Annotated in this window: 24 protein-coding genes; 7 read left to right on the top strand and 17 right to left on the bottom strand. The window is 72.8% G+C overall.

The features are described from left to right. Positions 1 to 263: 263 nt before the first annotated feature. On the top strand, positions 264 to 1,589 hold the full coding sequence (locus ACZ7HT_RS16580; RefSeq protein WP_471165696.1) for a UDP-glucose dehydrogenase family protein: 1,326 nt from the start codon (positions 264 to 266) through the stop codon (positions 1,587 to 1,589). A gap of 83 nt (positions 1,590 to 1,672) precedes the next feature. On the opposite strand, the gene ACZ7HT_RS16575 is transcribed toward ACZ7HT_RS16580, so the two are convergent. From ACZ7HT_RS16575 to ACZ7HT_RS16560, 4 genes are all read right to left on the bottom strand, one after another. Beyond that, a complete protein-coding gene (locus tag ACZ7HT_RS16575) occupies positions 1,673 to 2,581 on the bottom strand; it encodes a membrane dipeptidase (RefSeq protein ID WP_471165694.1) in 909 nt (302 codons plus the stop codon). Positions 2,582 to 2,714: 133 nt separating this feature from the next. Further along, the gene (locus ACZ7HT_RS16570; protein WP_471165691.1) at positions 2,715 to 3,920 is read right to left on the bottom strand and encodes a dipeptidase; all 1,206 of its coding nucleotides are present in this window, start codon (positions 3,918 to 3,920) and stop codon (positions 2,715 to 2,717) included. Beyond that, positions 3,917 to 4,414: a 5-(carboxyamino)imidazole ribonucleotide mutase gene (gene purE / locus ACZ7HT_RS16565; RefSeq protein ID WP_086824477.1), complete on the bottom strand. Its 498-nt coding sequence runs from the start codon at positions 4,412 to 4,414 to the stop codon at positions 3,917 to 3,919. The genes ACZ7HT_RS16570 and purE overlap by 4 nt, the downstream gene beginning before the upstream one ends. A gap of 19 nt (positions 4,415 to 4,433) precedes the next feature. Beyond that, on the bottom strand, positions 4,434 to 5,573 hold the full coding sequence (locus ACZ7HT_RS16560; RefSeq protein ID WP_471165688.1) for a 5-(carboxyamino)imidazole ribonucleotide synthase: 1,140 nt from the start codon (positions 5,571 to 5,573) through the stop codon (positions 4,434 to 4,436). A gap of 188 nt (positions 5,574 to 5,761) precedes the next feature. Between ACZ7HT_RS16560 and ACZ7HT_RS16555 the strand changes: the two genes are divergently transcribed. After that, positions 5,762 to 6,277 carry a GtrA family protein gene (locus ACZ7HT_RS16555; protein ID WP_471165685.1) on the top strand — a complete coding sequence of 172 codons (516 nt, stop codon included), beginning with the start codon at positions 5,762 to 5,764 and terminating at the stop codon, positions 6,275 to 6,277. A gap of 31 nt (positions 6,278 to 6,308) precedes the next feature. Here ACZ7HT_RS16555 and ACZ7HT_RS16550 read toward each other — a convergent pair whose 3' ends face one another. Together ACZ7HT_RS16550 and ACZ7HT_RS16545 are read right to left on the bottom strand one after the other, a co-directional pair. Beyond that, positions 6,309 to 7,580 carry an ATP-binding protein gene (locus ACZ7HT_RS16550; protein ID WP_471165682.1) on the bottom strand — a complete coding sequence of 424 codons (1,272 nt, stop codon included), beginning with the start codon at positions 7,578 to 7,580 and terminating at the stop codon, positions 6,309 to 6,311. A gap of 256 nt (positions 7,581 to 7,836) precedes the next feature. After that, entirely contained in the window at positions 7,837 to 8,514 is a 678-nt protein-coding gene (locus tag ACZ7HT_RS16545) for a response regulator transcription factor (protein WP_041129540.1), read from the bottom strand. A gap of 425 nt (positions 8,515 to 8,939) precedes the next feature. Here ACZ7HT_RS16545 and ACZ7HT_RS16540 point away from each other — a divergent pair, with 425 nt between their 5' ends. Then, the gene (locus ACZ7HT_RS16540; RefSeq protein ID WP_471165678.1) at positions 8,940 to 10,457 is read left to right on the top strand and encodes a peptide MFS transporter; all 1,518 of its coding nucleotides are present in this window, start codon (positions 8,940 to 8,942) and stop codon (positions 10,455 to 10,457) included. Positions 10,458 to 10,532: 75 nt separating this feature from the next. Here the strand turns inward: ACZ7HT_RS16540 and ACZ7HT_RS16535 are convergent, their stop codons facing one another. From ACZ7HT_RS16535 to ACZ7HT_RS16510, 6 genes are all read right to left on the bottom strand, one after another. After that, positions 10,533 to 11,984, bottom strand: a complete 1,452-nt coding sequence (locus ACZ7HT_RS16535) for a hypothetical protein (RefSeq protein WP_471165675.1) — start codon at positions 11,982 to 11,984, stop codon at positions 10,533 to 10,535. A 14-nt stretch (positions 11,985 to 11,998) separates the two neighbouring features. Further along, positions 11,999 to 13,060: a hypothetical protein gene (locus tag ACZ7HT_RS16530; RefSeq protein ID WP_471165673.1), complete on the bottom strand. Its 1,062-nt coding sequence runs from the start codon at positions 13,058 to 13,060 to the stop codon at positions 11,999 to 12,001. After that, on the bottom strand, positions 13,057 to 13,965 hold the full coding sequence (locus ACZ7HT_RS16525) for a COG1470 family protein (protein ID WP_471165670.1): 909 nt from the start codon (positions 13,963 to 13,965) through the stop codon (positions 13,057 to 13,059). Before ACZ7HT_RS16525 ends, ACZ7HT_RS16530 begins: the two co-directional genes overlap by 4 nt. Then, positions 13,965 to 14,651 carry a peptidase gene (locus ACZ7HT_RS16520; protein WP_471165734.1) on the bottom strand — a complete coding sequence of 229 codons (687 nt, stop codon included), beginning with the start codon at positions 14,649 to 14,651 and terminating at the stop codon, positions 13,965 to 13,967. Before ACZ7HT_RS16520 ends, ACZ7HT_RS16525 begins: the two co-directional genes overlap by 1 nt. Positions 14,652 to 14,770: 119 nt before the next feature. Next, on the bottom strand, positions 14,771 to 15,190 hold the full coding sequence (locus ACZ7HT_RS16515) for an ATP-binding protein (RefSeq protein ID WP_471165667.1): 420 nt from the start codon (positions 15,188 to 15,190) through the stop codon (positions 14,771 to 14,773). 93 nt (positions 15,191 to 15,283) lie between these two features. After that, the gene (locus ACZ7HT_RS16510; protein WP_471165664.1) at positions 15,284 to 15,652 is read right to left on the bottom strand and encodes an STAS domain-containing protein; all 369 of its coding nucleotides are present in this window, start codon (positions 15,650 to 15,652) and stop codon (positions 15,284 to 15,286) included. 222 nt (positions 15,653 to 15,874) lie between these two features. On the opposite strand from ACZ7HT_RS16510, the gene ACZ7HT_RS16505 reads away from it, so the two are divergent. Further along, entirely contained in the window at positions 15,875 to 16,762 is an 888-nt protein-coding gene (locus ACZ7HT_RS16505; protein ID WP_471165661.1) for an RNA polymerase sigma factor SigF, read from the top strand. A 144-nt stretch (positions 16,763 to 16,906) separates the two neighbouring features. Continuing rightward, positions 16,907 to 17,263, top strand: a complete 357-nt coding sequence (locus tag ACZ7HT_RS16500) for a hypothetical protein (protein WP_471165659.1) — start codon at positions 16,907 to 16,909, stop codon at positions 17,261 to 17,263. A 9-nt stretch (positions 17,264 to 17,272) separates the two neighbouring features. Here the strand turns inward: ACZ7HT_RS16500 and hutI are convergent, their stop codons facing one another. The 4 genes from hutI to hutU all read right to left on the bottom strand — a co-directional run bounded on the left by hutI (position 17,273) and on the right by hutU (position 22,820). Beyond that, on the bottom strand, positions 17,273 to 18,439 hold the full coding sequence (gene hutI / locus ACZ7HT_RS16495; protein WP_471165657.1) for an imidazolonepropionase: 1,167 nt from the start codon (positions 18,437 to 18,439) through the stop codon (positions 17,273 to 17,275). Positions 18,440 to 18,541: 102 nt separating this feature from the next. Continuing rightward, entirely contained in the window at positions 18,542 to 19,882 is a 1,341-nt protein-coding gene (locus ACZ7HT_RS16490) for a formimidoylglutamate deiminase (RefSeq protein WP_471165654.1), read from the bottom strand. After that, on the bottom strand, positions 19,873 to 21,159 hold the full coding sequence (locus ACZ7HT_RS16485; RefSeq protein ID WP_471165651.1) for an allantoate amidohydrolase: 1,287 nt from the start codon (positions 21,157 to 21,159) through the stop codon (positions 19,873 to 19,875). Before ACZ7HT_RS16485 ends, ACZ7HT_RS16490 begins: the two co-directional genes overlap by 10 nt. Beyond that, a complete protein-coding gene (hutU, locus tag ACZ7HT_RS16480; RefSeq protein WP_471165648.1) occupies positions 21,156 to 22,820 on the bottom strand; it encodes a urocanate hydratase in 1,665 nt (554 codons plus the stop codon). The genes ACZ7HT_RS16485 and hutU overlap by 4 nt, the downstream gene beginning before the upstream one ends. 95 nt (positions 22,821 to 22,915) lie before the next feature. On the opposite strand from hutU, the gene ACZ7HT_RS16475 reads away from it, so the two are divergent. Both ACZ7HT_RS16475 and ACZ7HT_RS16470 read left to right on the top strand, forming a co-directional pair. Continuing rightward, positions 22,916 to 24,241, top strand: a complete 1,326-nt coding sequence (locus ACZ7HT_RS16475) for a type III PLP-dependent enzyme domain-containing protein (RefSeq protein WP_471165645.1) — start codon at positions 22,916 to 22,918, stop codon at positions 24,239 to 24,241. Between the two features lie 32 nt (positions 24,242 to 24,273). After that, entirely contained in the window at positions 24,274 to 24,753 is a 480-nt protein-coding gene (locus ACZ7HT_RS16470; protein ID WP_471165642.1) for an SRPBCC family protein, read from the top strand. A 379-nt stretch (positions 24,754 to 25,132) separates the two neighbouring features. Here the strand turns inward: ACZ7HT_RS16470 and ACZ7HT_RS16465 are convergent, their stop codons facing one another. Next, a complete protein-coding gene (locus tag ACZ7HT_RS16465) occupies positions 25,133 to 25,966 on the bottom strand; it encodes a MurR/RpiR family transcriptional regulator (RefSeq protein WP_471165639.1) in 834 nt (277 codons plus the stop codon). Between the last annotated feature and the right edge of the window lie 107 nt (positions 25,967 to 26,073).

Raw genomic sequence — 26,073 nt, 5'->3', positions numbered from 1 at the left:
ACCGCCGCCGCGAACGGAACGATCTTCGCCTCCGCGAGGGCACGCACCGACTCCCGGAGCATGTCGTGCTCCTCCGAGGGCCGATACAGGTCGAAATCAGTCGAACCCGCCACGTTCACTCACTCCCACGCTTGCTAACTACCGTTAAGTAACCCAAAGGGTAGGGCGTGACACGGCCCCGGACCAGGGCACCACGACGGGCACCGTGACCGGCCCGACTATGCTCGGGCAGGCATTCCGCCCGACGTTCCCTGGAGTCCCGCATGGCCCTCAAGATCACCGTGATCGGCACCGGCTACCTCGGCGCCACCCACGCCGCGGCCATGGCGGAGCTGGGCTTCGAGGTGCTCGGCCTGGACGTCGTCCCCGAGAAGATCGAGATGCTCTCCGCCGGGCGCGTCCCCATGTACGAGCCGGGTCTGGAGGAGCTCCTCGCGAAGCACGTGGCCGGCATCGAGGGATCGAGCGGCCGGCTGCGCTTCACCACCTCCTGGGAGGAGGTCGGCGCCTTCGGCGACGTGCACTTCGTCTGCGTGAACACCCCGCAGAAGCACGGCGAGTACGCCTGCGACATGAGCTACGTGGACGCCGCCTTCGCCTCCCTCGCCGGAGTCGTACGCGACGGCGCCCTGGTCGTCGGCAAGTCGACCGTCCCGGTCGGCTCGGCCCAGCGGCTCGCGGAGCTCCTCCCCGAGGGCGTCGAGCTCGCCTGGAACCCGGAGTTCCTGCGCGAGGGCTTCGCCGTCGACGACACCCTCCACCCGGACCGGATCGTCGTCGGCGTGCGCGGCGAGCGGGCCGAGAAGACGCTCCGCGAGGTGTACGCGGTCCCCGTCGGCGAGGGCACGCCGTTCGTGGTGACCGACTTCCCCACGGCCGAACTGGTGAAGACGGCCGCCAACTCCTTCCTCGCGACGAAGATCTCCTTCATCAACGCGATGGCCGAGGTCTGCGAGGCCGCCGGCGGCGACGTCGCGAAGCTCGCGGAGGCCATCGGCCACGACGACCGGATCGGCGCCAAGTTCCTGCGCGCCGGCATCGGCTTCGGCGGCGGATGCCTGCCCAAGGACATCCGGGCCTTCATGGCCCGCGCGGGCGAGCTGGGCGCCGACCAGGCCCTCACCTTCCTGCGCGAGATCGACTCGATCAACATGCGGCGGCGCGGCCAGATGGTGGAGATGGCCCGCGAGGCCCTCGGCGGGTCCACCTTCCTGGGCCGTCGGGTCGCCGTGCTCGGCGCCACCTTCAAGCCGGACTCGGACGACGTCCGCGACTCCCCCGCGCTGAACGTCGCCGGTCAGATACACCTCCAGGGCGGCCAGGTGACCGTCTACGACCCGAAGGGCATGGAGAACGCCCGCAAGGTCTTCCCGACCCTCGGCTACGCCGCCTCGGCCCTGGAGGCGGTGCGCGGCGCGGACGTCGTGCTGCACCTGACCGAGTGGCGCGAGTTCCGCGAGCTCGACCCGGCCGAGCTGGCCGCGGTCGCCTCGACGCGGGTGATCCTCGACGGCCGCAACGCCCTCGACGGGGAGCGCTGGCGGGCGGGCGGCTGGACGTACCGGGCGATGGGCCGCCCGACCGCCTGACGTACGGCTCACGGAGAGGGGCGCACCGCGCGGTGCGCCCCTCTCGCGTACCTCTCGCGTACCTCTCGCGTCCGTACGGACGGTCAGGCCGCGGCCGGCCGGATCCGGTTCGTCCGGGCCAGGAACTCCGTCTCCCGCAGCGCCCGGGTGGCGTCGGCATGGGCGAGGCCGACGAGTTCCTGGGCGGTCCAGCCCCGGCGGAGCAGCTCCGCGAAGAGCGGTACGTAGCCCACGGCCGGGGCGGTGGTGCGGGAGACGCCCGCACAGTGCGGGCCCGCCTGCGCCCGTACCCGGTCGAGGGCGTCGGCGGCGGCCGCCGGGTCCTCGGTGACGGTGACCATGAGGACGGCGCCGTTCTCGCCGAGGAGGCGCAGGACGTCGTCCGGGAGGGTCGCCGGGTCCGCCCTGGTCAGCAGGGCGGGGGCGCGGGTGACCGCGAGGGCCAGGCGGACCGTGTCCGGGTCGGCGCCGGAGAGGTCCACGGCCAGGCCGATGCGGTTCATCTCCCGTACCGCGTCACGGGCGAAGAGGTCGAAGCGGGTGAGGTTCACGGCCCGTACGCCCAGGGCGTGGTAGGCCCGCAGAGTGGCGGCCGAGCCGCCGAGCGCCGTCCAGCTCACCGGGCCGAGCAGTGCGGCGACGCGGCCGCAGTTGCGGGCGTGGGCCAGCTCGGTGGTGGTGTACGCGAGGCGCAGGTGCTCGGGGCAGCCGGCGACGAGGGCGCGGACGGAGTCGATCCGCCGCAGGGTCCCGATGACGCCCTCGTCGGGATCGGCGTCCAGGCACCAGAGCTGGGCCCCGGCCTCCGGGGCGCGGGCGGGCGGCAGGTCCTCGGGGTCGAGGGAGCCGGGGAGTTCGGTGTGGCCCTCGGTGACCGGCTGGGCGGCGAGGAGGGCGCGGGCGCGTGCCGTCTCGTCGAGCGGCGGAGGTGGCTCCGGGGCGGCGGGCACGGTGGGGAGGGTGGTGGGAGGGTCGTCTAGCAGTTCCGCCATGGTGTGACTCCGGACTCGGCGATGCAGTACCGCCCCGCCGAGAGCGGCGGGGCAGTACCGTCCACCGTGCCACCGGCCCCTGAGCGGGGCTCGGTGGAGTGGGCCGTCCGGGTGAGGACCCGTCAAGAAGGACCTACGGCGCGTCGGTCGCGTCGAGCACGTCGATCGTCGCGTTCGACGGGGCCGTGCGGCCGCGCAGGTCGCGGGAGACGTCCTCCGCCTCGCGCAGGACGCGGACCGCGTTGGACCAGGTCAGCTTGGCCAGGTCCTGGTGCGACCAGCCGCGGTGCAGGAGCTCCGCGATCAGGTTCGGGTAGCCGGCGACGTCGTCGAGTCCGGCCGGGGTGAAGGCCGTGCCGTCGTAGTCGCCGCCGATGCCGATGTGGTCGATGCCGGCGGCCTCGCGCATGTGGTCGAGGTGGTCGGCGACCGTGGAGACGGTGGCGATCGGGCGCGGGTGGAGCGCCTCGAAGCCGCGGTGGACCTCCATGCCGCGCGGGGTGGTGTCGAGGTGGTGCAGTCCGTGCGCCCGCATGTTCTCGTCGGCGCGGTTCGTCCACTCGACGGCCGCGGGGAGGATGAACTTGGGCACGAACGTGGCCATCGCGACGCCGCCGTTGGCGGGCAGCCGCTCCAGGACGTCGTCCGGGATGTTGCGCGGGTGGTCGCAGATCGCGCGGGCCGAGGAGTGCGAGAAGATCACCGGCGCGGCCGAGGTGTCGAGCGCGGCCCGCATGGTGCTCGCGGCGACGTGCGACAGGTCGACGAGCATGCCGCTGCGGTTCATCTCGCGGACGACCTCGCGGCCGAACGCGGTCAGACCGCCGACGCGCGGCGCGTCGGTCGCCGAGTCCGCCCAGTCGTTGTTGTCGTTGTGCGTGAGCGTCATGTAGCGCACGCCGAGGGCGTGCAGCGCGCGCAGGGTGGCGAGGGAGTTGTTGATCGAGTGGCCGCCCTCGGCGCCCTTGAGCGAGGCGATGCGGCCCTGCTCGCGGGCCGCCTCCATGTCGTCGGCGGTCAGGGCGGGCGCGAGCTCGCCCGCGTACCGGTCGAGGAGCTGGTCGACGATGTCGATCTGCTCCAGGGTGGCGCTGACGGCGTGGTCGCCGGTCAGCTCGCAGGGCACGTACACCGACCAGAACTGGGCGCCGACCGCCCCGGCCCGCAGCCGGGCGAGGTCGGTGTGGAGCGCGCCGGTCTGGTCCGCGCCGATGTCCATCCGGTCCAGGTCGTAGCGCACGTGCTCGCGCAGCGCCCAGGGCAGGTCGTTGTGGCCGTCGACGACGGGGTGGCCCGCGAGCAGCTCGCGGGCCTCCTCAAGACGGTCCGCCGCGCTCACCTGGCGAAGCCGAAGGACTCGGCGCCCTCGACCTTGGCGCGCAGGCGCTTGCCCTTCTCGGTGGCCTGGTCGTTGAGCTCCTGCTGGAACTCGGTCATCCGGGCGAGCAGGTCGGCGTCGTGGGCGGCGAGCATCCGGGCCGCGAGCAGGCCCGCGTTCCGCGCGCCGGCGACGGAGACCGTGGCGACCGGGACGCCGGCCGGCATCTGCACGATCGAGAGCAGCGAGTCCATGCCGTCGAGGTACTTCAGCGGCACGGGCACGCCGATGACGGGCAGCGGGGTGACGGAGGCGAGCATGCCCGGCAGGTGGGCGGCGCCGCCGGCGCCCGCGATGATCGCCTTGAGCCCGCGGCCCGCGGCCTCCTCGCCGTACGCGATCATCTCGCGCGGCATCCGGTGGGCGGAGACGACGTCGACCTCGTACGGGATCTCGAACTCGTCCAGGGCCTGCGCCGCGGCCTCCATCACGGGCCAGTCGGAGTCGGAACCCATGACGATGCCAATGAGCGGATTACTCAACGATCGTTCCTCGCAGATAGCCGGCGGCGTGACGGGCGCGCTCCAGCACGTCGTCGAGGTCGTCGCCGTAGGTGTTGACGTGGCCCACCTTGCGACCGGGCTTCACGTCCTTGCCGTACATGTGGATCTTGAGCTGCGGGTCCCTGGCCATGCAGTGCAGGTACGCGGAGTACATGTCCGGGTAGTCGCCGCCCAGGACATTGCACATCACGGTCCACCGCGCGCGGGGGCGCGGATCGCCGAGGGGCAGGTCGAGAACCGCCCGGACGTGGTTGGCGAACTGCGAGGTGATCGCCCCGTCCTGGGTCCAGTGGCCGGAGTTGTGCGGGCGCATCGCGAGCTCGTTGACGAGGATGCGGCCGTCCGTGGTCTGGAACAGCTCGACGGCGAGGTGACCGACGACGCCCAGCTCCTTGGCGATCCGCAGGGCCAGCTCCTGGGCCTGCCCCGCCAGCTCCTCGTCGAGGTCGGGCGCGGGCGCGATGACCGTGTCGCAGACGCCGTCGACCTGGCGGGACTCGACGACCGGGTAGGCGACGGCCTGGCCGTGCGGGGAGCGGACGATGTTCGCCGCGAGCTCGCGGACGAAGTCGACCTTCTCCTCGGCGAGGACCTGCACCCCGGCGAGGAAGGCCTCGCGGGCGTCCTCGGGCGTGCGGACGAACCAGACGCCCTTGCCGTCGTAGCCGCCGCGGACGGTCTTCAGGATGATCGGGAAGCCGCCGGCCTCGGCCGCGAAGGCCTCGGCGTCCGCCGGATCCGCCACGATGCGGTGCCGGGGGCTGGGCGCGCCGAGCTCGTCGAGCTTCGCGCGCATCACCCCCTTGTCCTGCGCGTGCGCGAGGGCCTCGCGGCCGGGGCGGATGACGATGCCGTCCGCCTCCAGGGCCGCCAGGTGCTCGGCGGGCACGTGCTCGTGATCGAAGGTGATCACGTCGCAGCCGCGGGCGAAGTCACGCAGCGTGGCCAGGTCGCGGTAGTCGCCGAGGACGACCTCGCTCACCACCTGGGCCGCGGAGTCCTGCGGGGTGTCGCTGAGGAGCTTGAACTTGATGCCGAGGGGGATACCCGCCTCGTGGGTCATACGGGCGAGCTGCCCGCCTCCGACCATGCCTACCACGGGGAACGTCACCCTCTTAGGGTATCCGCACCATCGGGGAACACTCGTCCGGCTGTGGATTGCCACAAGGCCGCAGCGGACGGGCTACGGGTTCTCCACAGGTTTGCGCGGTACACAGGCGGGTGACAGGGGCCCTGGTTAGAGTGGTTGGGTTGACGTCACCCGGACGTCACCCGGACGGACGGGACAGAGCGATCACCATGAGTGAACCCGGCGCGCTGCGCATGCGACTCCAGGGGCTCTTCCGGGAGGTCGCCAAGTTCGGGGTGGTCGGCGGTCTCGGCGTCCTGGTCAATCTGGGCGTCTTCAACCTGGTGCGCCACTTCACGGACATCCCGATGGTGCGGGCCAGCCTGATCGCCACCGTGGTCGCGATCGCCTTCAACTACGTGGGCTTCCGCTACTTCACGTACCGCGACCGGGACAAGTCCGGGCGGACCAAGGAACTGACACTGTTCCTGCTCTTCAGCCTCGTCGGCCTCGTCATCGAGAACGGCGTCCTGTACCTGGCGACGTACGGCTTCGGCTGGGACGGCCCGCTGGCGAGCAACTTCTTCAAGTTCTCCGGCATCGGCGTCGCGACGCTGTTCCGCTTCTGGTCGTACCGCACGTGGGTGTTCCGCGCGCTGCCGGCCAAGGAGGCCGTGCAGACCGCCGAATCGTTCCTGGAGCAGGCACCGCGGCAGGCGGACCGCCGCCAGCCCGACCGCGTCTGAGCCTTCCGGGCCGGCCCCTTTCCTGCGGGCTTTACCGTACGGGCCGCTCCTGCGGCTCCTTCGCGACGCTTCTGACCTCGCGGCTCAGGAACAGCGCGAAGACCGGCGGCTGCTGCTGGAGCAGCTCCAGACGGCCGCCGTCCGCCTCCGCCAGGTCCCGGGCCACCGCGAGGCCGATCCCCGTCGAGCTGCGCCCGCTCACCGCCCGTTCGAAGATCCGCGCGCCGAGGTCGGCCGGGACGCCCGGGCCCTCGTCGGTGACCTCGATGACCGACTGGTTTCCGGTGACGCGGGTGCGCAGGGCGACCGTGCCGCCGCCGTGCATGAGCGAGTTCTCGATCAGGGCGGCGAGGACCTGGGCGACCGCGCCCGGGGTGCCGACGGCCCGCATCCCCTGCTTGCCGGAGTGCACGATGGCCCGCCCGGCGCTGCGGTAGGCCGGGCGCCACTCCTCGATCTGCTGCTTGACGACCTCGTCGAGGTCGAAGGCGACGGCGGAGCCGGTACGGGGGTCCCGCGCGTTGGTGAGGAGCCGCTCGACGACGTCGGTGAGCCGCTCGACCTGGGTGAGCGCGATCGTCGCCTCCTCCTTGACCGTGTCGAGCTCCTCGGCGAGGGCGACCTCCTCCAGGCGCATGGAGAGCGCGGTGAGGGGCGTACGGAGCTGGTGGGAGGCGTCGGCGGCGAGCCGGCGCTCGGCGGTGAGCATCCGGGCGATGCGCTCGGCGGAGGCGTCGAGGACGTCCGCGACCCGGTCGAGCTCGGGCACCCCGTACCGCTTGTGCCGGGGCCGCGGGTCGCCGGAGCCGAGCCGCTCGGCGGTCTCCGCGAGGTCGGTGAGCGGCGACGTCAGCTTGTTCGCCTGCCGTACGGCGAGGAGGACGGCGGCGACGACGGCGAGCAGGGCCACCGCGCCGATGATCAGCAGGGTGCGGCCGACCTCGGCGGTCACCTCGGAGCGGGACTCCTCGACGACCACGGTCTCGCCGCGCTCGCCCTCGGCGAGGCCCCGGATGACCTCGCCCTCGGGGCGGTCGCCGATCTCGATGGTGTCGCGGCCGGGGATGCGGATCTGGGCGTACCGCTTGGCGCCGCCCTGCTGGGCGAGGATGGCGGGGTTGACCGGCTCGCCGCCGATGAGCCGGCTGTCGACGATGGAGACGAGCCGGAGGGCCTCCGAGTCCACGCTCTCCTGGGCGCTGCTGGAGATCGTGCGGGTCTCGACGAGGACGAGCGAGACGCCGAAGACGGCGATCACGACGAGGACGACGGCGAGCGTGGAGTTGATCAGGCGGCGGCGCATGGATCCTCCGGAGGGCGACTTGACGAGGACCAGTGTGTCAAGGCCCTGGCGGAGGGCGGCCTGAAGGCGACTCCGGTGCGGCACGGCGTGAAGGGGCGCGGGGGCGTCCCCGGGTGCGGGCCCGGGCTCGGGAGCCTCGGCCCGGCAAGGGGCGCCGTCCCGTGTGCCCACCCTCCCCCAAGCTCTCGGCTTCGCTCGAGCAGGGGGGACCCCCATCGCCCCAGCGGGACGATTGCCCACACGGGGGGGCGGCGGGCTAGCTCTTCTCGAAGCGGAAGCCGACTCCGCGGACCGTCGCGATGTAGCGCGGGTTCGCCGCGTCGTCGCCGAGCTTCTTGCGCAGCCAGGAGATGTGCATGTCGAGGGTCTTGGTGGAGGACCACCACGTGGTGTCCCAGACCTCGCGCATCAGCTGGTCGCGGGTGACGACCCGGCCCGCGTCCCGGACCAGGACGCGCAGCAGGTCGAACTCCTTCGCGGTGAGCTGGAGCTCCTCGTCGCCCATCCAGGCGCGGTGCGACTCGACGTCGATGCGGACGCCGTGGGTCGCGGGCGCGGCGGCCGGCTCGGTGGAGCCGCGCCGGAGCAGGGCCCGGACCCGGGCGAGGAGCTCGGCGAGCCGGAAGGGCTTGGTGACGTAGTCGTCGGCGCCGGCGTCGAGCCCGACGACGGTGTCGACCTCGTCCGCGCGGGCGGTCAGGACCAGGATCGGCACCGTGTGGCCCTCGGCGCGCAGCCGGCGGGCGACCTCGAGGCCGTCCATGCCGGGCAGGCCCAGGTCGAGCACGACCAGGTCGACCCCGCCCTGGAGGCCGGCGTCGAGGGCGGTCGGGCCGTCCTCGCGGACCTCGACCTCGTACCCCTCTCTCCGCAGGGCGCGGGCCAGCGGTTCCGAGATGGATGCGTCGTCCTCGGCGAGCAGTACACGGGTCATGGGGTGATGGTAGTCCGCACGGCGCCCGGGCCGGGGCGGGATCCGCCGGGCCCGGATGGCCCCTGGGGATCTTGTGGGCATCCAGCAGATGACCTTCGAATGATCGCGAACGGTTCCGGCGTCACCTGTGATCCATCTCTCAAGTCCTTCCATATCCGGCACTGTCGTGTCGTATGGTGGCGATACGTCAGTAGCGGTAATCGGGGACCTTTGGCCAGCTTCGCACGCCAAGGTCCTCTTTCTGCGTAGGTCCGGCTCGGCCGGACCTGGAGACGGTGAATGACCTGTGGGCCGGGTCCCGGGACGCGACAACGCGTCTCCCGGGGCGTGGATCCCGGTGGAGTCACACGACCCGCCGGTGCCGGCCTCCCCCACCGGGCGCACCACGCTCACAAGGCGTGCGTCCCGACAGAGCAAGGATCGACATGGCGTCCAGCCTGACGACGACTTCGACCGGAACCCCTGGTTCCGAGAAGACGTTCTTCGGCCACCCCCGTGGCCTGGCCACCCTCTTCATGACCGAGATGTGGGAGCGTTTCTCCTACTACGGCATGAGGGCCCTTCTCGTTCTGTACCTGGTCTCCGGCGGCGCGGACGCCGCGACCGGGAGCCAGGGTGGCGGCCTCGCCATGACCGCGGCGACGGCGACGGCGATCTACTCCGTCTACGTCTCGATGGTCTACCTGATGGCCATGCCCGGCGGCTGGTTCGGCGACCGCGTCTGGGGCGCCCGCAAGACCGTCACCATCGCCGGCTTCGTCATCATGGCCGGTCACGCCTCGCTGGCCATCCCCGGCCAGGCGATGTTCTTCGTCGGCCTGGCGCTGGTCGCCGCCGGCTCCGGTCTGCTGAAGGCCAACATCTCCACGATGGTGGGTCACCTCTACGACGGCCCGGACGACTCGCGCCGTGACGGTGGCTTCACCCTCTTCTACGTCGGCATCAACCTCGGCGCCTTCCTCGCGCCGCTGGTCATCGGCACCGTCGGCGAGAGCTACAACTGGCACCTGGGCTTCCTGCTCGCGGCCATCGGCATGGCCATCGGTCTGGGCCAGTTCCTGTTCGGCACCCGCCACCTGAGCGAGAAGAGCAGCGTGGTCCCGAACCCGCTCTCCGCCGCCGAGCGCAAGTCCGTCCTCGTCAAGGTCTGCGCCACGATCGCCGTCGTCGCCGTCTTCTACGGCATCGTCGTCGCCGCCGGCATGTACACCCTGAACTGGGCGCTCGTCCCGATCACCCTCGCCGGTCTGCTCATCCCGATCGCCGTGATCGTCCGCATCAAGCGCGACAAGGACCTCGACAAGGTCGAGCAGTCCAAGGTCACCGGCTACATCTGGTTCTTCGTGGCCGCGGCCGTCTTCTGGATGATCTACGACCAGGGCGGCTCGACCCTGTCCCTCTTCGCGGACAGCAAGACCACCGACCACATCGGTCCGCTGAGCTTCCCGGCCACCTGGTTCCAGTCGCTCAACCCGCTCTTCGTCATGGCGCTGGCTCCGGTCTTCGCCTGGCTGTGGCTGTGGCTCTCCCGCCGCAACCAGGAGCCGAGCACCATCGTGAAGTTCTCGCTGGGCCTGGTGGGCATCGGCATCTCGTTCTTCGTCTTCCTGGCCCCGATCGGCATGGCCGGCGACGGCAAGGTCAGCCCGATGTGGCTGGTCGGGATCTACTTCATCCAGACCGTCGCCGAGCTGTGCCTCTCCCCGGTCGGCCTCTCCGTCACCACGAAGATGGCGCCGAAGAAGTACGCCTCGCAGATGCTGGGTGTCTGGTTCCTCGCCGTCACCGCCGGTGACTGCACCACGGGTCTGCTCTCCCTCGCGGGCGTGGACCTGAACGGCACCGGGATCATCGCGCTGCAGGCCGTGGCCGCCACGGTCGCCGCCGTCGCGGTCTTCATGTACCGCAAGAAGGTCAAGGCGCTCATGGGCGACGTCCACTGACGTCACCCGCCCCGCACGGAGGGCCCGTCGCACCGCACCGGTGCGACGGGCCCTCCGTCGTATCCCGGGACTGCCTCACCGCCTGAGCCGCGCCCACGGGGTGAAGGTGAACACCGCGCCGCCGACCAGGATGATCGTGCCCGCGACGAGGGCGAGGGCGCGCAGGACGCCGTTGTCGTCGGCGCCGGTGTGGGCGAGGTTCCCGCCGCCGGAGCCGTCGGAGCCGCCGGAGCCGTCGGAACCCGTGGCCGTGCCGCTCGTCGTGTCCGTGCCGCCGGAGGCGCCGCCGGCCTGCTTGCTCGTGTCCAGCTCCAGGGAGGCCTGGACGGAGCCCTTGACCTGGCAGGGGATGACGATCTGCGAGCCGCCGAGCGTCACGTTGATGGTGAGCGCGCCGGGGCTGAGGGTGGACTTGCCCGTCGCCCCCGGGGTGTACGTGCCCTTCATGTCGGGCAGGTCGACCGGCTTGCCCGCCTCCAGGGGGGCGGGGTTCGCGGGCCCTGTGACCTTCACGGAGCCGCTGTCGGCGCCGCCGATCTTGACCGCCATGGACGGCTTGAGTGCGCCGGCGGGCAGCGCGGCCGGGCTGTTCATGACGCCCTTGGCGGTCCTGACCGTGAGGTCGTAGCCGTTGCCGTTCTTCCTGGCGTCGATCGTCACCTTGGAGGCGATCGAGGTAGGGCCGGGGGGCTGGCAGGAGAACTGCACCGCGACCTGCTTGCCGGGGAAGTCGGTCCGCCCACCGGAACCGCCGGAGCTCCCGGAACCGCCGGAGCCGCTGGTGGAGCTCGTACCGCCGGACGTGGTGGTCCCGCCCGACGTGGTCGTCGTACCGCCGTCCGTCGACGTACCGCCCGAGGCCGAGGAACCAGCGGACGTGCTCGTCGCACCACCGGACGTGCTCGTCGACCCACCGGACGTCGACGTCGAACCACCTGACGTCGTGGTCGTCGACCCACCGGACGTCGACGTCGAACCGCCCGACGTACTGCCCCCTCCCCCCTCCGTCACCTTGATCGTCGCGCCGACCGGCACGGTCTCCTTCGGGGAGCACTTGGTGTCCGTCGACAGGGGCTTGGACACGTTGATCGTGTACTTGCCGGGCGTCAGCGTGAACTCGCCCGCCTTGTCCAGCTTCAGCCTCCCCTTCATGTCGGGCAGGACCATCGGGCTGTTCTTGGGGATCGGCGGGTTCTGCCGGGGTCCCTCCATCGCGACGGTCCCGCTGCCCGCGCCGCCGACGGTGAGGACGCCGGTCGGCTTCACCGTGTCCTTCTCGAGGTCGAGCACGTCGGGGTTCTTCGACGCGGCCTGGACCGTCTTCCAGACGATCTCGACCTCGTCGCCGACCTTGGCCTCCGCGGGTGCGGTGATCAGCACCTTCGTGGTGCCCTGCACGGGCGGGAGCCCCGAGATCGGCGGCGGGATGCACTCCGTCGCGTACGACACCTCGGCGGCCTGGGCGGGGCCGGCGGCATACAGGATCCCCGCGCCGCCGAGCATCAGCGCGACCCCGGCCGCGCTCATCCTCCGTTGCGTACTCACGCTTGTCCCTTCGTCGTCGTCGGGCTGCTGCTCTCTGGCGCTGACGGTGCGGAGTCAGGGCTGAACCACGGCAGGGCCGCGGTCGTCTCGCCGTCCCCCGGAGCGGGGGCGGAAGCGGGTGTACGGGCCGGGGCGCGGCGACGCGGGCGCGCCCTCGTCCGGGTCTCCCCGGCCCGGGCCCGGCCGGCCCCGGAAGCGGGCCGCGCGCGCTCGACCACGGCCATGCCGATCCGGAACAGCGCGGCCGGCACGACGACGGCGAGGAGCGCCCAGAAGAGGGTCACGCCCCAGGGCCGGCCGACGCCCCACGGCTGCTCGACGAGGACCTTGCCCGCGTACGTCACGGAGACCTGGTAGTCGCCGTGCGCGCCGGCCGGGAGTTCGGCGGGGAGGCGGATCAGGGCCTTCTTGCCGGGTTCGATCGTGCCGCGCCACTGGCGTTCCTCGTACTGCGGGGCGAAGACGCCGTGGCTGGTGCCGACCTGGAAGACCGGGTCCTTGACGGGGGCCGGGCCGAGGTTGCCGACGGTGAAGACGACCTCGCGGCGCGGGGGCGCCCCGAACCAGACGAGGAGGCCGCTGGAGCCGTCGAGGCGGACGGCGGCGAGGACGGCGAGGCGGCCGTCGCCCGAGGGCTCGGGGAGCGGGGCCGTGGGGTGCCCGGCGACCGTGAACTCCTTGTCGACGGCGTCCTGTTGTCCGGTGACCCCGGCGACGTGGACCACGCAGGGGCAGGGCTTGGGAGGCTCGGCGACGGGGAGCTTCACGCTGAACGCGCCCCGGCCGTCGACGGTCGCCGCCCGGCCCTCGGTGTTGGCGCAGGAGTTGGTGCCGCCGATGACGCCCTTGCCGGGGGCGCCCTGGCCGCAGATCAGGAGCATGAGCAGCGCGCCGGGTTTCCAGCCGCTGCCGCTGACGGTGATCTCGCCGCCCTTGCCGCCCTCCGTCTTCGAGAGCTCGACCACCGGCCCCGGGGCCGCGAGGGCCACGGGGGAAGTGGGGAGCAGGACGAGGGCGAGGGCGGTGAGGAGGGCGGCGGCCGTACGGATCGTCCTCATGCTGCCTCCGGCGCCGACGGGGTACGGGACGTCTGGCTCGCGCCCGCCTGCTCGCCCGGCATACGGGACTTGCCGCGCCGCCGTACCGCGTACCCGGCTCCCGCCGCGGCCGCGGCGAGCAGGCCGGCCGCTCCCGTCAGCGCGGGGCCCGAGGCGAAGGCGGCCTCGGCGCGGGCGGTGGCGGGGGCGGCGCCCGGTGCGGTGGCCGTCAGCCGGACGGTGACGGAGTCGAGGGCGGGCGGGTCGGGCCAGGGTTCGGTCCTGGTGGCCCGCTCGCCGGGGCGGAGGGTGAGCGGCAGGGCGCGTCCCGGCCGGTCGAGGACGGTGCCGAGGAGGCCCTCGGCGCGGACCGCGAGGCTCGGGGCGAGGACCGTGGTGCCGCGGTTGACCAGGGTGTAGCGGACGGCGTCTCCGTCGACGTGGACGTCCTCGACGGTGAGCGCGGCGAGGTGCGGTCCGCTGACCCGTAGCCGCAGGTCGACGGTGACCTCCCGGCCGGCGGCCGTGGCGCGGACGGCGCCCCGGTGTTCGCCGGGCGGGGTGTCGGCGGTGACGGTCACGGCGAAGGGCACGTCGGCGCGGGTCCTGGCGGGCACGCGGACGGTCCGCGCGGCGAACGACACCGGGGCGCCCTGGCCGGTGAGGCGCACGCTGAGCGGCGCGGTGCCGGGGTTGGTGACCGACAGGGTGTCCTGGAGGACGCTGCCCGCCGGGCCCTCCAGGTAGGCGTACGGCCGTCCGGCGGCGGGCGCCGCCGTCCAGTCCCGGGCGCCGGGGGGCGCCGCAGCGACCGCGCCGATGAGGGCGGTCGCGGCGGTCGCGCCGGCCACGAACCGGGCGCGCGCGGCCGTACGCCGTCGGGGGCGGGCGGGCGTGCGCCGTCCGGGGCGTGGCGCCGTCCGCATCAGCGTGCCGTGCGCCGCGTGAGCCAGAGGACTCCGGCGGCGCCGGTCAGCAGGACGGTGCCGCCGAGGGTGCCGAGCGCCATGGCGGAGTCGAGCGGGCCGGTCTTGGGCAGCTGGTCGCCGTCGGTGGCGGGCGGCGGGGCGTCGGAGCCGCCCGAGCCGCCGCCCGAGACGCCCGTGACGTCGAGCTCCAGTGACGGCCCGGGGTTGTTCTTCGGGGTGCAGACGGCCGCGTCCATGCCGAGGGCGTGCACGGTGAGGGTGCCCGCGGTGAAGGTGACCCTGCCGTTCTTCTTCGGGGTGAAGGTGCCGGTCAGCGTGCCGATGCTGATGGGGGTGTCGGGCGGGATCGCGGCCGCGTTCGGCGTGCCGGTGACCTTCACCGTGCCGCCGGCGGCGCCGCCGAGGACGAGTACGGCGCGCGGGGTCATGACGCCCTTGGGGAGCTCGACCGGGCTGTCGGAGACCCCCTTCTCGAACGACATGGTGATCGTGTAGCCGCTGCCGCTCTTGACGGCCTTGATGTCGACGGGCGAGACGGCGCTCTTGGGCCCGATCTTCGTCTCGCAGGCGTAGTCGACGTCGACGACGGTCGCGTGCGCGGCCGGCGCGCCGGCCAGCACGGCTCCGCCCGCCACCGCGACCGCCGCGGTCAGCGCGGCGGCCGTTCTCCTCCGGTTCGGCACCTTGGACACCCCGAGCACCCCTCACCGCAACGAAACTGACGGTCTTTCAGATCGGCCGCCAAGGTACGCCCGGGGGCGAGAGGAGGGAAGGCAGGGGAACGAGCGGACTTGTGAAAGTCCTATGCCGGTGAGGCCAGTTCGGCCCAGACCGTCTTGCCGGGGGCTCCCGGGGTGCGGTCGATGCCCCAGTCGAGGCAGAGGCGCTGCACGATGAACATGCCGTGGCCGCCCGGACGGCCGGAGCGGTGCGGGGTGCGGGGCGCGGGCGAGCCGGCGCCGCGGTCGGTGACTTCGAGGCGCAGCGTCCGGGCCATCCGCAGGACGCGCAGCCGCTCGGGGCCCTCGGCGTGCAGGCAGGCGTTGGTGACGAGCTCGGAGACGACGAGCAGGACGTCCTCGGCGGCGGCCCTGCGGTCGGCGGTGGCGGCCGGCAGCCAGCCCCACTCGTGGAGCGCCGTCCGCGTGAAGTCGCGCGCGAGGGGCACGGTGCCGCTGGTCTCGCCGAGGGCGAGCGTACGGACGTCGGAAGCCTGGTCCATCAACGCTTCACCTCACCGATCGGCGGGACAGGGGGGACAGGACGAGCGGGCGGGCCGCGCCGGCGGCACCGGAAGGGGCGTATGACGTGGGTCTCAGCCGGGGAGTGCGGTGGCGAGCGTCTCGTGGACGGTGAAGACGGCGTCCGCGCCCGTGATGTGGAACACCCGGGCCACCGGGGGCCGCATCGCCACCAGATGGACGCCGCCGCCGGCGGCGTCCGCCCTCAGCCGGGCGCCGAGGAGCACGTTCAGCCCGGTCGAGTCGCAGAACTCCAGGCCCGAGCAGTCGACGACGAGCCGCGCGCGGCCCTCGTCGAGGGCGCCGTCCAGAGGGGTGCGCAGCAGGTCGGCGGTGTGGTGATCGAGCTCACCGACGGGCGTGAGGAGCGTGCTCCCGGCCACGTCGCGGACCTCGACCCGCAGCCGCGCGGGCGGCGCGCTGCCGATGTGTTCGCGGTCCATGGCCGTGCCTCTTCTCGCTCTCGCGGATGCCGACTGACGTGCCCCGAACCCTACTCGCGGCGCACCCCCCGATGCACACGAGGTACTTCCCATATCGGTACGAAACGGATTATTGCCACTTGCAACTGTCCGGGTCGAACGGGTAGGGCTAGAAGGGAACGTCCGACCCGGCCGGCTTTGGAGGCGCCGCAAACCGCAGCGAGAAGCACCAGAAGGAGACCCATGTCACCCCGGCTCGACGCCCCGCGTACCCCCGACGCGCCGTCGGCAGCGCTCCCCCACCCCCCGCTCGTCGAACTGCCCGACCGGCTGCACGACATACCGCTCGACCGGATCGGACCGGTCGACTCCCGTGCCCTGTCGAAGCAGCTCTTCGCCCGGCTCTCCGAGCTGGAGGAGGGCACCCACGACCACGCGTACGTCCGCAACACCCTGGTCGAACTCAACCTGGCCCTCGTCCGGTTCGCCGCCGCCCGGTTCGGCACGCGCAGCGAACCCATGGAGGACATCGTCCAGGTCGGCACCATCGGCCTCATCAAGGCGATCGACCGCTTCGAACTGACCCGCGGCGTCGAGTTCCCGACCTTCGCGATGCCGACGATCATCGGCGAGATCAAGCGCTTCTTCCGCGACACGTCGTGGTCCGTGCACGTGCCCCGCAGACTCCAGGAGCTCCGGCTCGACCTCGCCAGGGCCGGCGACGCGCTCTCCCAGCGCCTCGACCGCGCCCCGACCGTCGCCGAACTCGCCGAGGAACTCCGCATCCCGCCGGAGGAGGTCGTCGAGGGCATGGCCGCGAGCAACGCCTACACCGCGACCTCGCTCGACGCGCAGCCCGACGAGGAGGACGGCGTCGGCGGCGAGGCCGCGCTCGCCGACCGGCTCGGCTACGAGGACCACGGCCTCGCCGGCATCGAGTACATCGCCTCCCTCAAACCGATGATCGCCTCGCTGCCCGCGCGCGAGCGGCAGATCCTCTCCCTGCGCTTCGTCTCCGGCCTCACCCAGTCGGAGATCGGCGCGGAACTCGGCATCTCGCAGATGCACGTGTCCCGACTGCTCGCCCGCACGCTCGGGCGGCTGCGGCGGGGGCTGACGCTGGAGGAGTGACCGTCAGAACGCCCACGGAGAGGGCCCGTTCACGGTCGCCCGACCCGGAACGGGCCAAGGCCCCGGGCGCCGAAATCGACGTGCCTGCCGCACGATCCCACCGCTACGGTTCAGACCCCGTCCCCGCCCGGAAAGCGAACCGCCATGACCACCGGCACCCGCCCGACGACGACCCTGTGGCGCCCCACCGGCCCCGTCGAGCTGGAGCTCGTACGGGAGTCGGGCTGGCGCGCCTGGCCGCCGCGCCTGCCGGAGCAGCCGATCTTCTACCCGGTGCTCAACGAGGAGTACGCGGTGAGGATCGCCCGCGACTGGAACGTGAAGCACGACGGCGCCGGCTACGTGACCCGCTTCGAGGTCGACACGGAGTTCCTCCGCCGCTACCCGGTCCAGCAGGCGGGCGGCCGCACGATCCTCGAACTGTGGGTCCCGGCGGAGGAACTGGACGAGTTCAACGCGCACATCGTGGGCGGGATCGAGGTCGTCCACGCGTTCCGCTGACGGTGCTGCTCAGACCGTGCGCACGCCCTTCCGCCAGACCTCCGCCACCAGCGGTACGCCCGGGCGGTAGGCCAGGTGGACGTGGGACGGGGCGTCGAGGACGACGAGGTCCGCGCGGGCGCCGGCGCTCAGCCTGCCGACGTCGGTGCGGCGCAGGGCCGCCGCGCCGCCCGCGGTGGCGGACCAGATCGCCTCGTCCGGGGTCATCAGCATGTCCCGTACCGCGAGCGCGATGCAGAACGGCATCGAGGACGTGAAGGAGGAGCCCGGGTTGCAGTCCGTGGAGAGGGCGACCGTCACGCCCACGTCGATCAGGCGGCGCGCGTCCGGCCATTCCGCGCGGGTCGAGAACTCCGCGCCCGGCAGCAGCGTCGCGACCGTGTTGCCCTGGGCGAGGGCGTCGATGTCGGCGTCCGTCAGGTGGGTGCAGTGGTCGGCGCTCGCCGCGTCCAGCTCGACCGCGAGCTGCACGCCGGGCCCGTACGTCAGCTGGTTGGCGTGGACGCGGGCCTGGAGGCCCTTCGCCTGGCCGGCCTTGAGGATCGCGCGGGCCTGGTCCCCGTCGAACGCGCCCTTCTCGCAGAACACGTCCACCCAGCGGGCGTACGGCGCGCAGGCGTCCAGCATCTCGCCGGTCACCAGCTTCACGTACGCGGCCGGGTCGTCGGCGTAGTCCGGGGACACGATGTGCGCGCCGAGGTACGTCACCTCGTCCGTGTGCTCGGCCGCGATGCGCAGGGCCCGGGCCTCGTCCTCGACGGTCAGGCCGTAGCCGGACTTCGTCTCGAACGTGGTGGTGCCCTGGCGCAGGGCCTCCCACATGTACTTGGCCACGTTCGCCGAGAGCTCGGCGTCGCTCGCCGCGCGCGTCGCCGCGACCGTCGTGCGGATGCCGCCCGCCTTGTACGGCTGGCCCGACATCCGCGCGTTGAACTCGGCCGTGCGGTCGCCCGCGAAGACGAGGTGCGAGTGGGAGTCGACGAAGCCGGGGATGACGGCGCGGCCGGCCGCGTCGACGGACTCGTCCGCTGCCGGGGCCGCCGTCGCCGGGCCCACCCAGGCGACCTTCTCGCCTTCCAGGACCAGGGCCGCGTCCGTGATCAGGCCCAGGGGGCCCTCGCCGAGGGCGGGGTCGTTCGTTACCAGGCTGCCGATGTTGGTGATCAGCGTCGTCATGTTGCTCTCCGGTGAGGGCGGGCGGGTCGTTCGGGTGCGGGCCGGTGGTCGGGTTGTGCCCACCCGTTCCGCCCTGCGGAACGCCTGCCCACAACCCGGCGGTCAGCTTCTGAGTGCGGCGATCGCGGTCGCCAGCGCCTCGCCCGTGTTCGGTACGGAGACGTGGGCGCCGTCCCTGACGATCGTGCGGCCGGCCACCACCACGTGGTGGACGTCCGCCGCCGTCGCCGCGAAGACCGCCGTCTCCGCCGCCAGGCGCGGGACCGGGCCGGCCGTGCGGACCGTGTCCAGGGCGATCGTGGTGAAGTCGGCCAGGGCGCCGGCCTCCAGGACGCCCGCGTCCTGCCAGCCGAGGGCCGCGTGGCCGTCCGCCGTCGCCGCGCGCAGGAGCGCGGCGGCCGTCCAGTGGCCGCGGGTGCGGGTGCGCAGGCGCTCGTTCAGCTCCATGGCCCGCGCCTCTTCGAGGAGGTCGATGACGGCGTGGCTGTCGCTGCCGAGGGACAGCGGCGAGCCGGCGCGCTGGAGGGCGACGGCGGGGCCGATGCCGTCGGCGAGGTCGCGTTCGGTCGTCGGGCACATGCAGGTGCCGGTGGCCGACGTGCCGAGAAGCGTGATGTCCTCGTCCGTCAGGTGGGTGTTGTGGACGCCCACCGTCCGCGCGCCCAGGACGCCGTGCTCCGCGAGGAGCTGCGTCGGCGTCATGCCGTGGGCCGCGAGGCAGGCGTCGTTCTCGGCGGTCTGCTCCGAGAGGTGGACGTGGAGGGGGGCGTTGCGGGCCCCCGCCCACTGGGCGACGGTCGCCAGCTGGTCCGCCGGGACCGCCCGTACCGAGTGGATCGCCGCTCCGACGCGTACGCCGTCCCGGTCCTTGAGGGCCGAGACACGCTCCGCCCACTTCTCGGCCGTGCCGTCCGTGAAGCGGAGCTGGTGCTGCTCGGGGGCGGCGCCGAAGCCGGAGGAGAGGTACGCGGTGTCGAGCAGGGTGATGCGGATGCCCGCGTCCGCCGCCGCCGCGATGAGCGCCTCGCCCATCGCGTTGGGGTCGGCGTACGGGGTGCCGCCGGGCGCGTGGTGCAGGTAGTGGAACTCGCCGACGGAGGTGATGCCGGCGAGCGCCATCTCCGCGTACGTCGCACGCGCGAGCGCGTGGTAGTTGTCCGGGGTGAGGCGCTGGGCGATCGTGTACATGATCTCGCGCCAGGTCCAGAAGGTGCCGGAGCCGACCTGGACCGTGCCGCGCAGGGCGCGGTGGAAGGCGTGGCTGTGCGCGTTGGCCAGGCCGGGGATCGTGAGGCCGCGGAGGACGACGGCGCCCGGGGGCGGGGCCTCCACCCCCGTGCGTACGGCTCCGATGCGGCCGTCCGAGGTGACCTCCAGAGTCACGCCCGGCTCGACGTTCGTGCCGAGCCAGGCGTGTTCCAGCCAGTACGTCGTCAGCGGCACGCCAGCTCCTCCAGTACGTCGGCGAGTGCGAAGACTCCGGCGACGCAGTCGTCCTCGGCGGCGAACTCGGCCGGGGAGTGCGAGACGCCGGTGGGGTTCCGTACGAACAGCATGGCGGTCGGGATCGCTTCGGACAGGATGCCCGCGTCGTGTCCCGCTCCGGTGCCGAGGACCGGCACCTTGCCGGTGGTGCCGAGGATCCTGGAGAGCTCGTCGCGCAGGGTGTGCGAGAAGTCCACGATCGGGGTGAAGGACTCCCGGACGACGTCGAGGTCGATGCCTTGGCGCTCGGCGTGGGCGCGGGCCTCCGCCTCGACGCCCGCGACGACCTTGTCGAGGGAGCTCTGGTCGGCGGCGCGGGCGTCGAGCCAGCCGCGGACCATCGACGGGATGGCGTTGACGCCGTTCGGCTCGACCGCGATCTTGCCGAAGGTGGCGACGGCGCCCGCGAGTTCGGCCTCGCGGCGGGCGGCGAGGACGGTCTCGGCGTACGTCAGCATCGGGTCGCGGCGGTCGACCAGGCGGGTGGTGCCCGCGTGGTTGGCCTCGCCGGCGAAGTCGTACCGCCAGCGGCCGTGCGGCCAGATGGAGGAGGCGATGCCGACGGGGTCCCCGGACAGGTCGAGGGCCCGGCCCTGCTCGACGTGGAGCTCGACGAAGGCGCCGATGCGGGCCAGCCGCTCGGGGTCCGCGCCGATGGTCGACGGGTCGTGTCCCGCGGCCTCCATGGCCTGCGGGAGGCTGATCCCGTCGGCGTCGCGGAGCTCGTACGCCTGCTCCTTCGTCAGCCGTCCCGCGGTGAGGCGGGAGCCGACGCAGGCGAGGCCGAAGCGGGCTCCTTCCTCGTCGCCGAAGTTGACGATGGCGAGGGGCCGCTTGAACGAGACGCCGCGGGCGCGGAGTTCGTCGAGGGCGGCGAAGGAGGACACGACGCCGAGGGGGCCGTCGAAGGCGCCGCCGTCGGGGACGGAGTCCAGGTGGGAGCCGGTGACGACGGCGTCGTCGGCCGTGGGGTCGCCGAGCCAGGCCCACTGGTTGCCGTTGCGGTCGGTCTCGACGTCGAGGCGGCGGGCCTCGGCCTGCATGCGGAACCAGAGGCGGCAGTCGGCGTCGGCCTGGGTCCAGGCGTAGCGGCGGTAGCCGCCGGAGGCCGCGTTGCGGCCGATGCCGTGGAGGCTGCGCCACATGGCGTGGAACGAGGGGGAGTCCCCCCGCCCCGCCGAGGCGGCCCCGGCGGAGCGGGGCGCCTCGGCGGCGGCGTCGTGCGACGGGGTCACGCCGAGTCACCCTCGCGCATCGGGACGCGGACGCCCTTCTCGTCGGCGACGCGCTCGGCGATGTCGTAGCCGGCGTCGACGTGACGGATGACGCCCATGCCGGGGTCGTTCGTGAGGACGCGCTGGATCTTCTCGCCGGCGAGCTTGGTGCCGTCGGCGACGGAGACCTGGCCGGCGTGGATGGAGCGGCCCATGCCGACGCCGCCGCCGTGGTGGATGGAGACCCAGGACGCGCCGGAGGCGACGTTGACCATGGCGTTGAGCAGCGGCCAGTCGGCGATGGCGTCGGAGCCGTCGAGCATGGCCTCCGTCTCGCGGTACGGGGAGGCGACGGAGCCGCAGTCGAGGTGGTCGCGGCCGATCGCGAGCGGGGCGGCGAGGGTGCCGTCGGCGACCATGTCGTTGAACATGGAGCCCGCCTTGTCGCGCTCGCCCTGGCCGAGCCAGCAGATGCGGGCGGGGAGGCCCTGGAAGTGGACGCGCTCGCCGGCCATCTTGATCCAGCGGTGCAGGGACTCGTTCTCCGGGAAGAGGTCGAGGATCGCCTTGTCCGTCTTGTGGATGTCGGAGGCCTCGCCGGAGAGGGCGGCCCAGCGGAACGGGCCCTTGCCCTCGCAGAACAGCGGGCGGATGTACGCCGGGACGAAGCCGGGGAAGGCGAACGCGCGGTCGTAGCCGGCGAGCTGGGCCTCGCCGCGGATCGAGTTGCCGTAGTCGAAGACCTCGGCGCCGGCGTCCATGAAGCCGACCATGGCCTCGACGTGCTTGGCCATCGACTCGCGGGAGCGCTGGGTGAAGCCGGCCGGGTCCTTGGCGGCGGCGTCGGCCATGTCCTCGAAGGCGACGCCGACGGGGAGGTACGCCAGCGGGTCGTGGGCCGAGGTCTGGTCGGTCACGATGTCGATCGGGGCGCCCTCGGCGAGCATCTGCGGGAGCAGCTCGGCGGCGTTGCCGAGGAGGCCGATGGAGAGCGGGCGGCGGGCGTCGCGGGCCTCGGTGGCGAGCTGGAGGGCGTGGGCGAGGTTGTCGGCCTTGACGTCCAGGTAGCGGTGCTCGATGCGGCGCTCGATGGCGCGCGGGTCGACGTCGACGCAGATGGCGACGCCGTCGTTCATCGTGACGGCGAGGGGCTGGGCGCCGCCCATGCCGCCGAGGCCGGCGGTGAGGGTGATCGTCCCGGCGAGGGTGCCGTTGAACTTCTTCGCGGCGACGGCGGCGAAGGTCTCGTAGGTGCCCTGGAGGATGCCCTGGGTGCCGATGTAGATCCAGGAGCCGGCCGTCATCTGGCCGTACATGGTGAGGCCGAGGTGCTCCAGGCGGCGGAACTCCTCCCAGTTGGCCCAGTCGCCGACCAGGTTGGAGTTGGCGAGGAGGACGCGGGGGGCCCACTCGTGGGTCTGCATGACGCCGACGGGGCGGCCGGACTGGACGAGCATCGTCTCGTCCTGCTTGAGGGTGCGCAGGGTGCGGACCATGGCGTCGAAGGAGCGCCAGTCGCGGGCGGCCTTGCCGGTGCCGCCGTAGACGACGAGCTTGTCGGGGTGCTCGGCGACCTCGGGGTCGAGGTTGTTCTGGAGCATCCGGAGGGCGGCTTCCTGCTGCCATCCCAGGGCGCTCAGTTCCGTACCGCGGGCGGCTCGTACGGGGCGGGGTCCTGACATGGGGGTGCCTCCTCGGAATGTCGTTCAGATATTCACATCTTGGCTCGCTGAATAGTTGTAGTCAACAGGGCGCTCCGGACAGTCGATGGACGAGGATGAGCCACATGGCCTCCTCCCGTCGCGATCTCGCCGTCCGAGCCTCCGTCGATCAAGGACTCCTCTCCCCCGCCGCACCGGTCGTCGCCCTCCTCGACACCGCCGGCATCCGCGCCTCCGCCGCCGCGCTGACCAGCGCCTTCGCCGCCGTCACCGACGCACCCGTGCTGCACGCCTTCGCCGTGAAGGCCGCCCCGCTCGTCCCCGTCCTGCGCCTGCTCCACGAAGCCGGGCTCGGTGTCGAGGTCGCGAGCCCCGGCGAGCTCGCCCTCGCCCGCGCCGCCGGCGTCCCGCCCGCGCGGACCGTGCTCGACTCCCCCGCCAAGACCCCGGCCGAACTCCGCCAGGCCCTCGCGCTCGGGATCGCCGTCAACGCCGACAACCTCCAGGAGCTCGGCAGGATCGACGCCCTCGTCGCCTCCGCCCCCACCGCCTCACCGCTCGGCCTCCGGGTGAACCCGCAGGTCGGAGCCGGTTCCATCGGAGCGCTCTCGACCGCGACCGCCACCTCCAAGTTCGGCGTGGCGCTCCGCGACGAAGGCGCCCGCAAGACCGTCGTCGCCGCGTACCTGGAGCGGCCCTGGCTGACCCGGCTGCACACCCACACCGGCTCCCAGGGCGTCCCGCTCGCCCTCATGGCCCAGGGCGTCGGCGACACGTACGCACTGGCCGAGGAGATCAACCGGGCGGCCGGGCGGCAGCAGATCGACACCCTCGACATCGGCGGCGGCCTGCCCGTGAACTTCACCTCCGACGAGGAGACCCCGACGTACGCGGAGTACGCCCGGCTGCTCGCCGACACCGTCCCCGGGCTCTTCGACGGCCGCTACCGGCTCGTCACCGAGTTCGGGCGCTCCCTGCTCGCCAAGCACGGCACGGTCCTCGCCCGGGTGGAGTACACGAAGACCTCCGGCGGCCGCCCGATCGCCGTCACCCACGCGGGCGTGCAGCTGGCCACCCGTACGGTCTACGCCCCCGAGTCCTGGCCGCTGCGCGTCCTCGCGTACGACTCCCAGGGCCGCCCCCGCACCGGGGACGCCATCGTCCAGGACGTGGCCGGGCCCGCCTGCTTCGCCGGGGACCTGCTCGCCACCGGCCGCGCGCTGCCGCTGCTGCACCCGGGCGACGTCGTCGCGGTCCCGGACACCGGCGCGTACTACTTCGCCCACCACTACGCGTACAACAGCCTGCCCCGGCCCGGGATCCACGGCTTCACCGTCGACGGCGACGGCGCGGTCGCGTTCACGACCGTCCGCCGGGCCCAGACCCTCGACGAGATCGTCGCCGAGGCGGGCGGGGAACGGGCGGACGCGCTGGTCCGGTAGCGCTTCGGGAGCGACCCGGTTTCGATGAAGCCATGACTGGAACGGGTACGGACACCACCTCCGTCGTGGTCGAGCGCCGGGTCGCCGCCTCCCCCGGGCGGGTCTGGGAGGCGATCACCGACCTCAAGGACATGCCCAGGGTCCTCTCCGGCGTCGACCGGGTGGAGGTGCTCACCGAGGGCGGTTTCGCCGTGGGCACCCGCTGGCGCGAGACCCGGCGGATGCTGGGCAAGGAGGCCACGGAGGAGATGACCGTGACCGAGTGCGAGCCGCCCGACCGGTACGTCACGGTCGCCGACTCGCACGGCATGCACTACGTCTCCGAGCTCACCCTCACGCCCGACGGCGAGGGCGCCACCACCCTCCGGATGTCCTTCTCCGCACGGCCCGCCGACGGCCGCGCCCCGCGACTCCTCGCCCGGCTGCTCGCCCGTTTCGGGGCGAAGGCGGTCGCCCGGGCCCTCGCCAAGGACCTCGACGAGATCGCCGCGGCGGTCGAAAGCCGGGGCTGAACCGGCGTCCGGTCGACGACCCACACGACCTCGGGTGACACCCGAGCAGCCGGCCTGCAGTGGCCGGCCGCTCTGGAACCAGAGAAGTCGACATCCTGATCACCCCGGCAACCGATACAGCCTGATCCGGCTGCTCAAATCCTGGGCGAACAGCCTGTTCCTCTACCTCGATTGGACAAGGGCCGGGCAAACCTGGCGACGGCCCGCCTTCAGCTCTGGCCAGGCAGCACCCGACGTTCTCCACCATGCGCCTCAGGGGCCGGTGAGTGAAGGCCTTGTGCCGGCACTTCGTCACGAAAACCAGGCGAGCGTGACAAAGGACAGCGAGGCGAGGCTCAAGGCGGAACCGAAGATCCGCCCCAGGCCCACCGAGCGGGTCCTAGTCGACGAAGAGGCCCCGGGACGCCGCCCTCGTGTCGAACTCCTCCAGGCGCGCCTGCGCGTCGGGGAGTTCGTCGGCCATGGCCTCCAGGAGGACCCGGCCGAGGAGCATCGGCGCGCAGGCGGTGTCGAAGGCGAGGCCGGTGCCGACGGCGGCCGGGAGCAGCAGGTCGCTGTGGGCGGCGACGGGCGCGAACACCGAGTCGGCGACGGTCACGACCGTGAGCCCGGCCTTCCGCGCGTACTCCAGGGCGTCGACGACCTCCCGGGGGTGCCGGGGCAGCGCGAAGCAGAGCAGGACCGTGGCCCCGGCCCGTACGGCGGCGTCGACGCGGTCCGTGAGCATCGAGCCGCCCTCGTCGAGGAGCCGGACGTCCGGGTGCACCTTGGCGGCGAAGTAGGCGAAGCCCCGCGCCTGCGAGGAGGCGGCCCGCAGTCCGAGGACGGGCAGCGGGCGTGACCCGGCGAGGAGCCGGCCGGCCCGCTCGACGGGTGCGGGGTCGGCGAGGAGTCCGGCGAGGTGCTGGAGGTTCTCGATCTCGGCGAGGACGGCCTGCTGGTACTCGTTGAGGCCGGAGTTCTCCTCGGCGGCCGCCGGCATGCTCTCCCGCAGGTGCTTGCGGAGGGCCGGGTAGCCGTCGAAGCCGAGGGCGACGGCGAAGCGGGTGACGGACGGCTGGCTGACCCCGGCGAGCTCGGCGAGCTCGACGCTGGACAGGAACGCCACGTCGCCGGCGCGCCGCACCATGCAGTGCGCGATCCGCCGCTGCGTCGGCGTCAGCCGGCGACCCTCGAACAGCGCCTGCAGCCGACCGGCCGGGCTGTCGCTCATGCCCGCCCCCTTCCACCTATTCACATGCGAAGCTCTTGCATAAGGATATGCATAACGAGCCGCGCGTGGCAGGGGCCGGCCGCAGGGCGAGATGGACGCGGGGACCG

This window comes from Streptomyces sp. NPDC037410, from assembly GCF_055602235.1.
Note: the sequence above shows the minus strand (reverse complement) of the source record. Positions and strands in the feature narration are given on the sequence as shown.

Bases quoted from the DNA above. Each gene is read 5' to 3' on its own strand.
- ACZ7HT_RS16540 (WP_471165678.1), top strand. From the start codon at position 8,940: ATGGCGTCCAGCCTGACGACGACTTCGACCGGAACCCCTGGTTCCGAG.
- ACZ7HT_RS16525 (WP_471165670.1), bottom strand. From the start codon at position 13,965: ATGCGGACGGCGCCACGCCCCGGACGGCGCACGCCCGCCCGCCCCCGA.
- hutI (WP_471165657.1), bottom strand. From the start codon at position 18,439: ATGACGACGCTGATCACCAACATCGGCAGCCTGGTAACGAACGACCCC.
- ACZ7HT_RS16530 (WP_471165673.1), bottom strand. From the start codon at position 13,060: ATGAGGACGATCCGTACGGCCGCCGCCCTCCTCACCGCCCTCGCCCTC.
- ACZ7HT_RS16545 (WP_041129540.1), bottom strand. From the start codon at position 8,514: ATGACCCGTGTACTGCTCGCCGAGGACGACGCATCCATCTCGGAACCG.
- ACZ7HT_RS16535 (WP_471165675.1), bottom strand. From the start codon at position 11,984: ATGAGCGCGGCCGGGGTCGCGCTGATGCTCGGCGGCGCGGGGATCCTG.
- ACZ7HT_RS16550 (WP_471165682.1), bottom strand. From the start codon at position 7,580: ATGCGCCGCCGCCTGATCAACTCCACGCTCGCCGTCGTCCTCGTCGTG.
- ACZ7HT_RS16510 (WP_471165664.1), bottom strand. From the start codon at position 15,652: ATGGACCGCGAACACATCGGCAGCGCGCCGCCCGCGCGGCTGCGGGTC.
- ACZ7HT_RS16555 (WP_471165685.1), top strand. From the start codon at position 5,762: ATGAGTGAACCCGGCGCGCTGCGCATGCGACTCCAGGGGCTCTTCCGG.
- ACZ7HT_RS16505 (WP_471165661.1), top strand. From the start codon at position 15,875: ATGTCACCCCGGCTCGACGCCCCGCGTACCCCCGACGCGCCGTCGGCA.
- ACZ7HT_RS16580 (WP_471165696.1), top strand. From the start codon at position 264: ATGGCCCTCAAGATCACCGTGATCGGCACCGGCTACCTCGGCGCCACC.
- ACZ7HT_RS16470 (WP_471165642.1), top strand. From the start codon at position 24,274: ATGACTGGAACGGGTACGGACACCACCTCCGTCGTGGTCGAGCGCCGG.
- ACZ7HT_RS16500 (WP_471165659.1), top strand. From the start codon at position 16,907: ATGACCACCGGCACCCGCCCGACGACGACCCTGTGGCGCCCCACCGGC.
- ACZ7HT_RS16515 (WP_471165667.1), bottom strand. From the start codon at position 15,190: ATGGACCAGGCTTCCGACGTCCGTACGCTCGCCCTCGGCGAGACCAGC.
- ACZ7HT_RS16465 (WP_471165639.1), bottom strand. From the start codon at position 25,966: ATGAGCGACAGCCCGGCCGGTCGGCTGCAGGCGCTGTTCGAGGGTCGC.
- purE (WP_086824477.1), bottom strand. From the start codon at position 4,414: ATGGGTTCCGACTCCGACTGGCCCGTGATGGAGGCCGCGGCGCAGGCC.
- ACZ7HT_RS16475 (WP_471165645.1), top strand. From the start codon at position 22,916: ATGAGCCACATGGCCTCCTCCCGTCGCGATCTCGCCGTCCGAGCCTCC.
- ACZ7HT_RS16575 (WP_471165694.1), bottom strand. From the start codon at position 2,581: ATGGCGGAACTGCTAGACGACCCTCCCACCACCCTCCCCACCGTGCCC.
- hutU (WP_471165648.1), bottom strand. From the start codon at position 22,820: ATGTCAGGACCCCGCCCCGTACGAGCCGCCCGCGGTACGGAACTGAGC.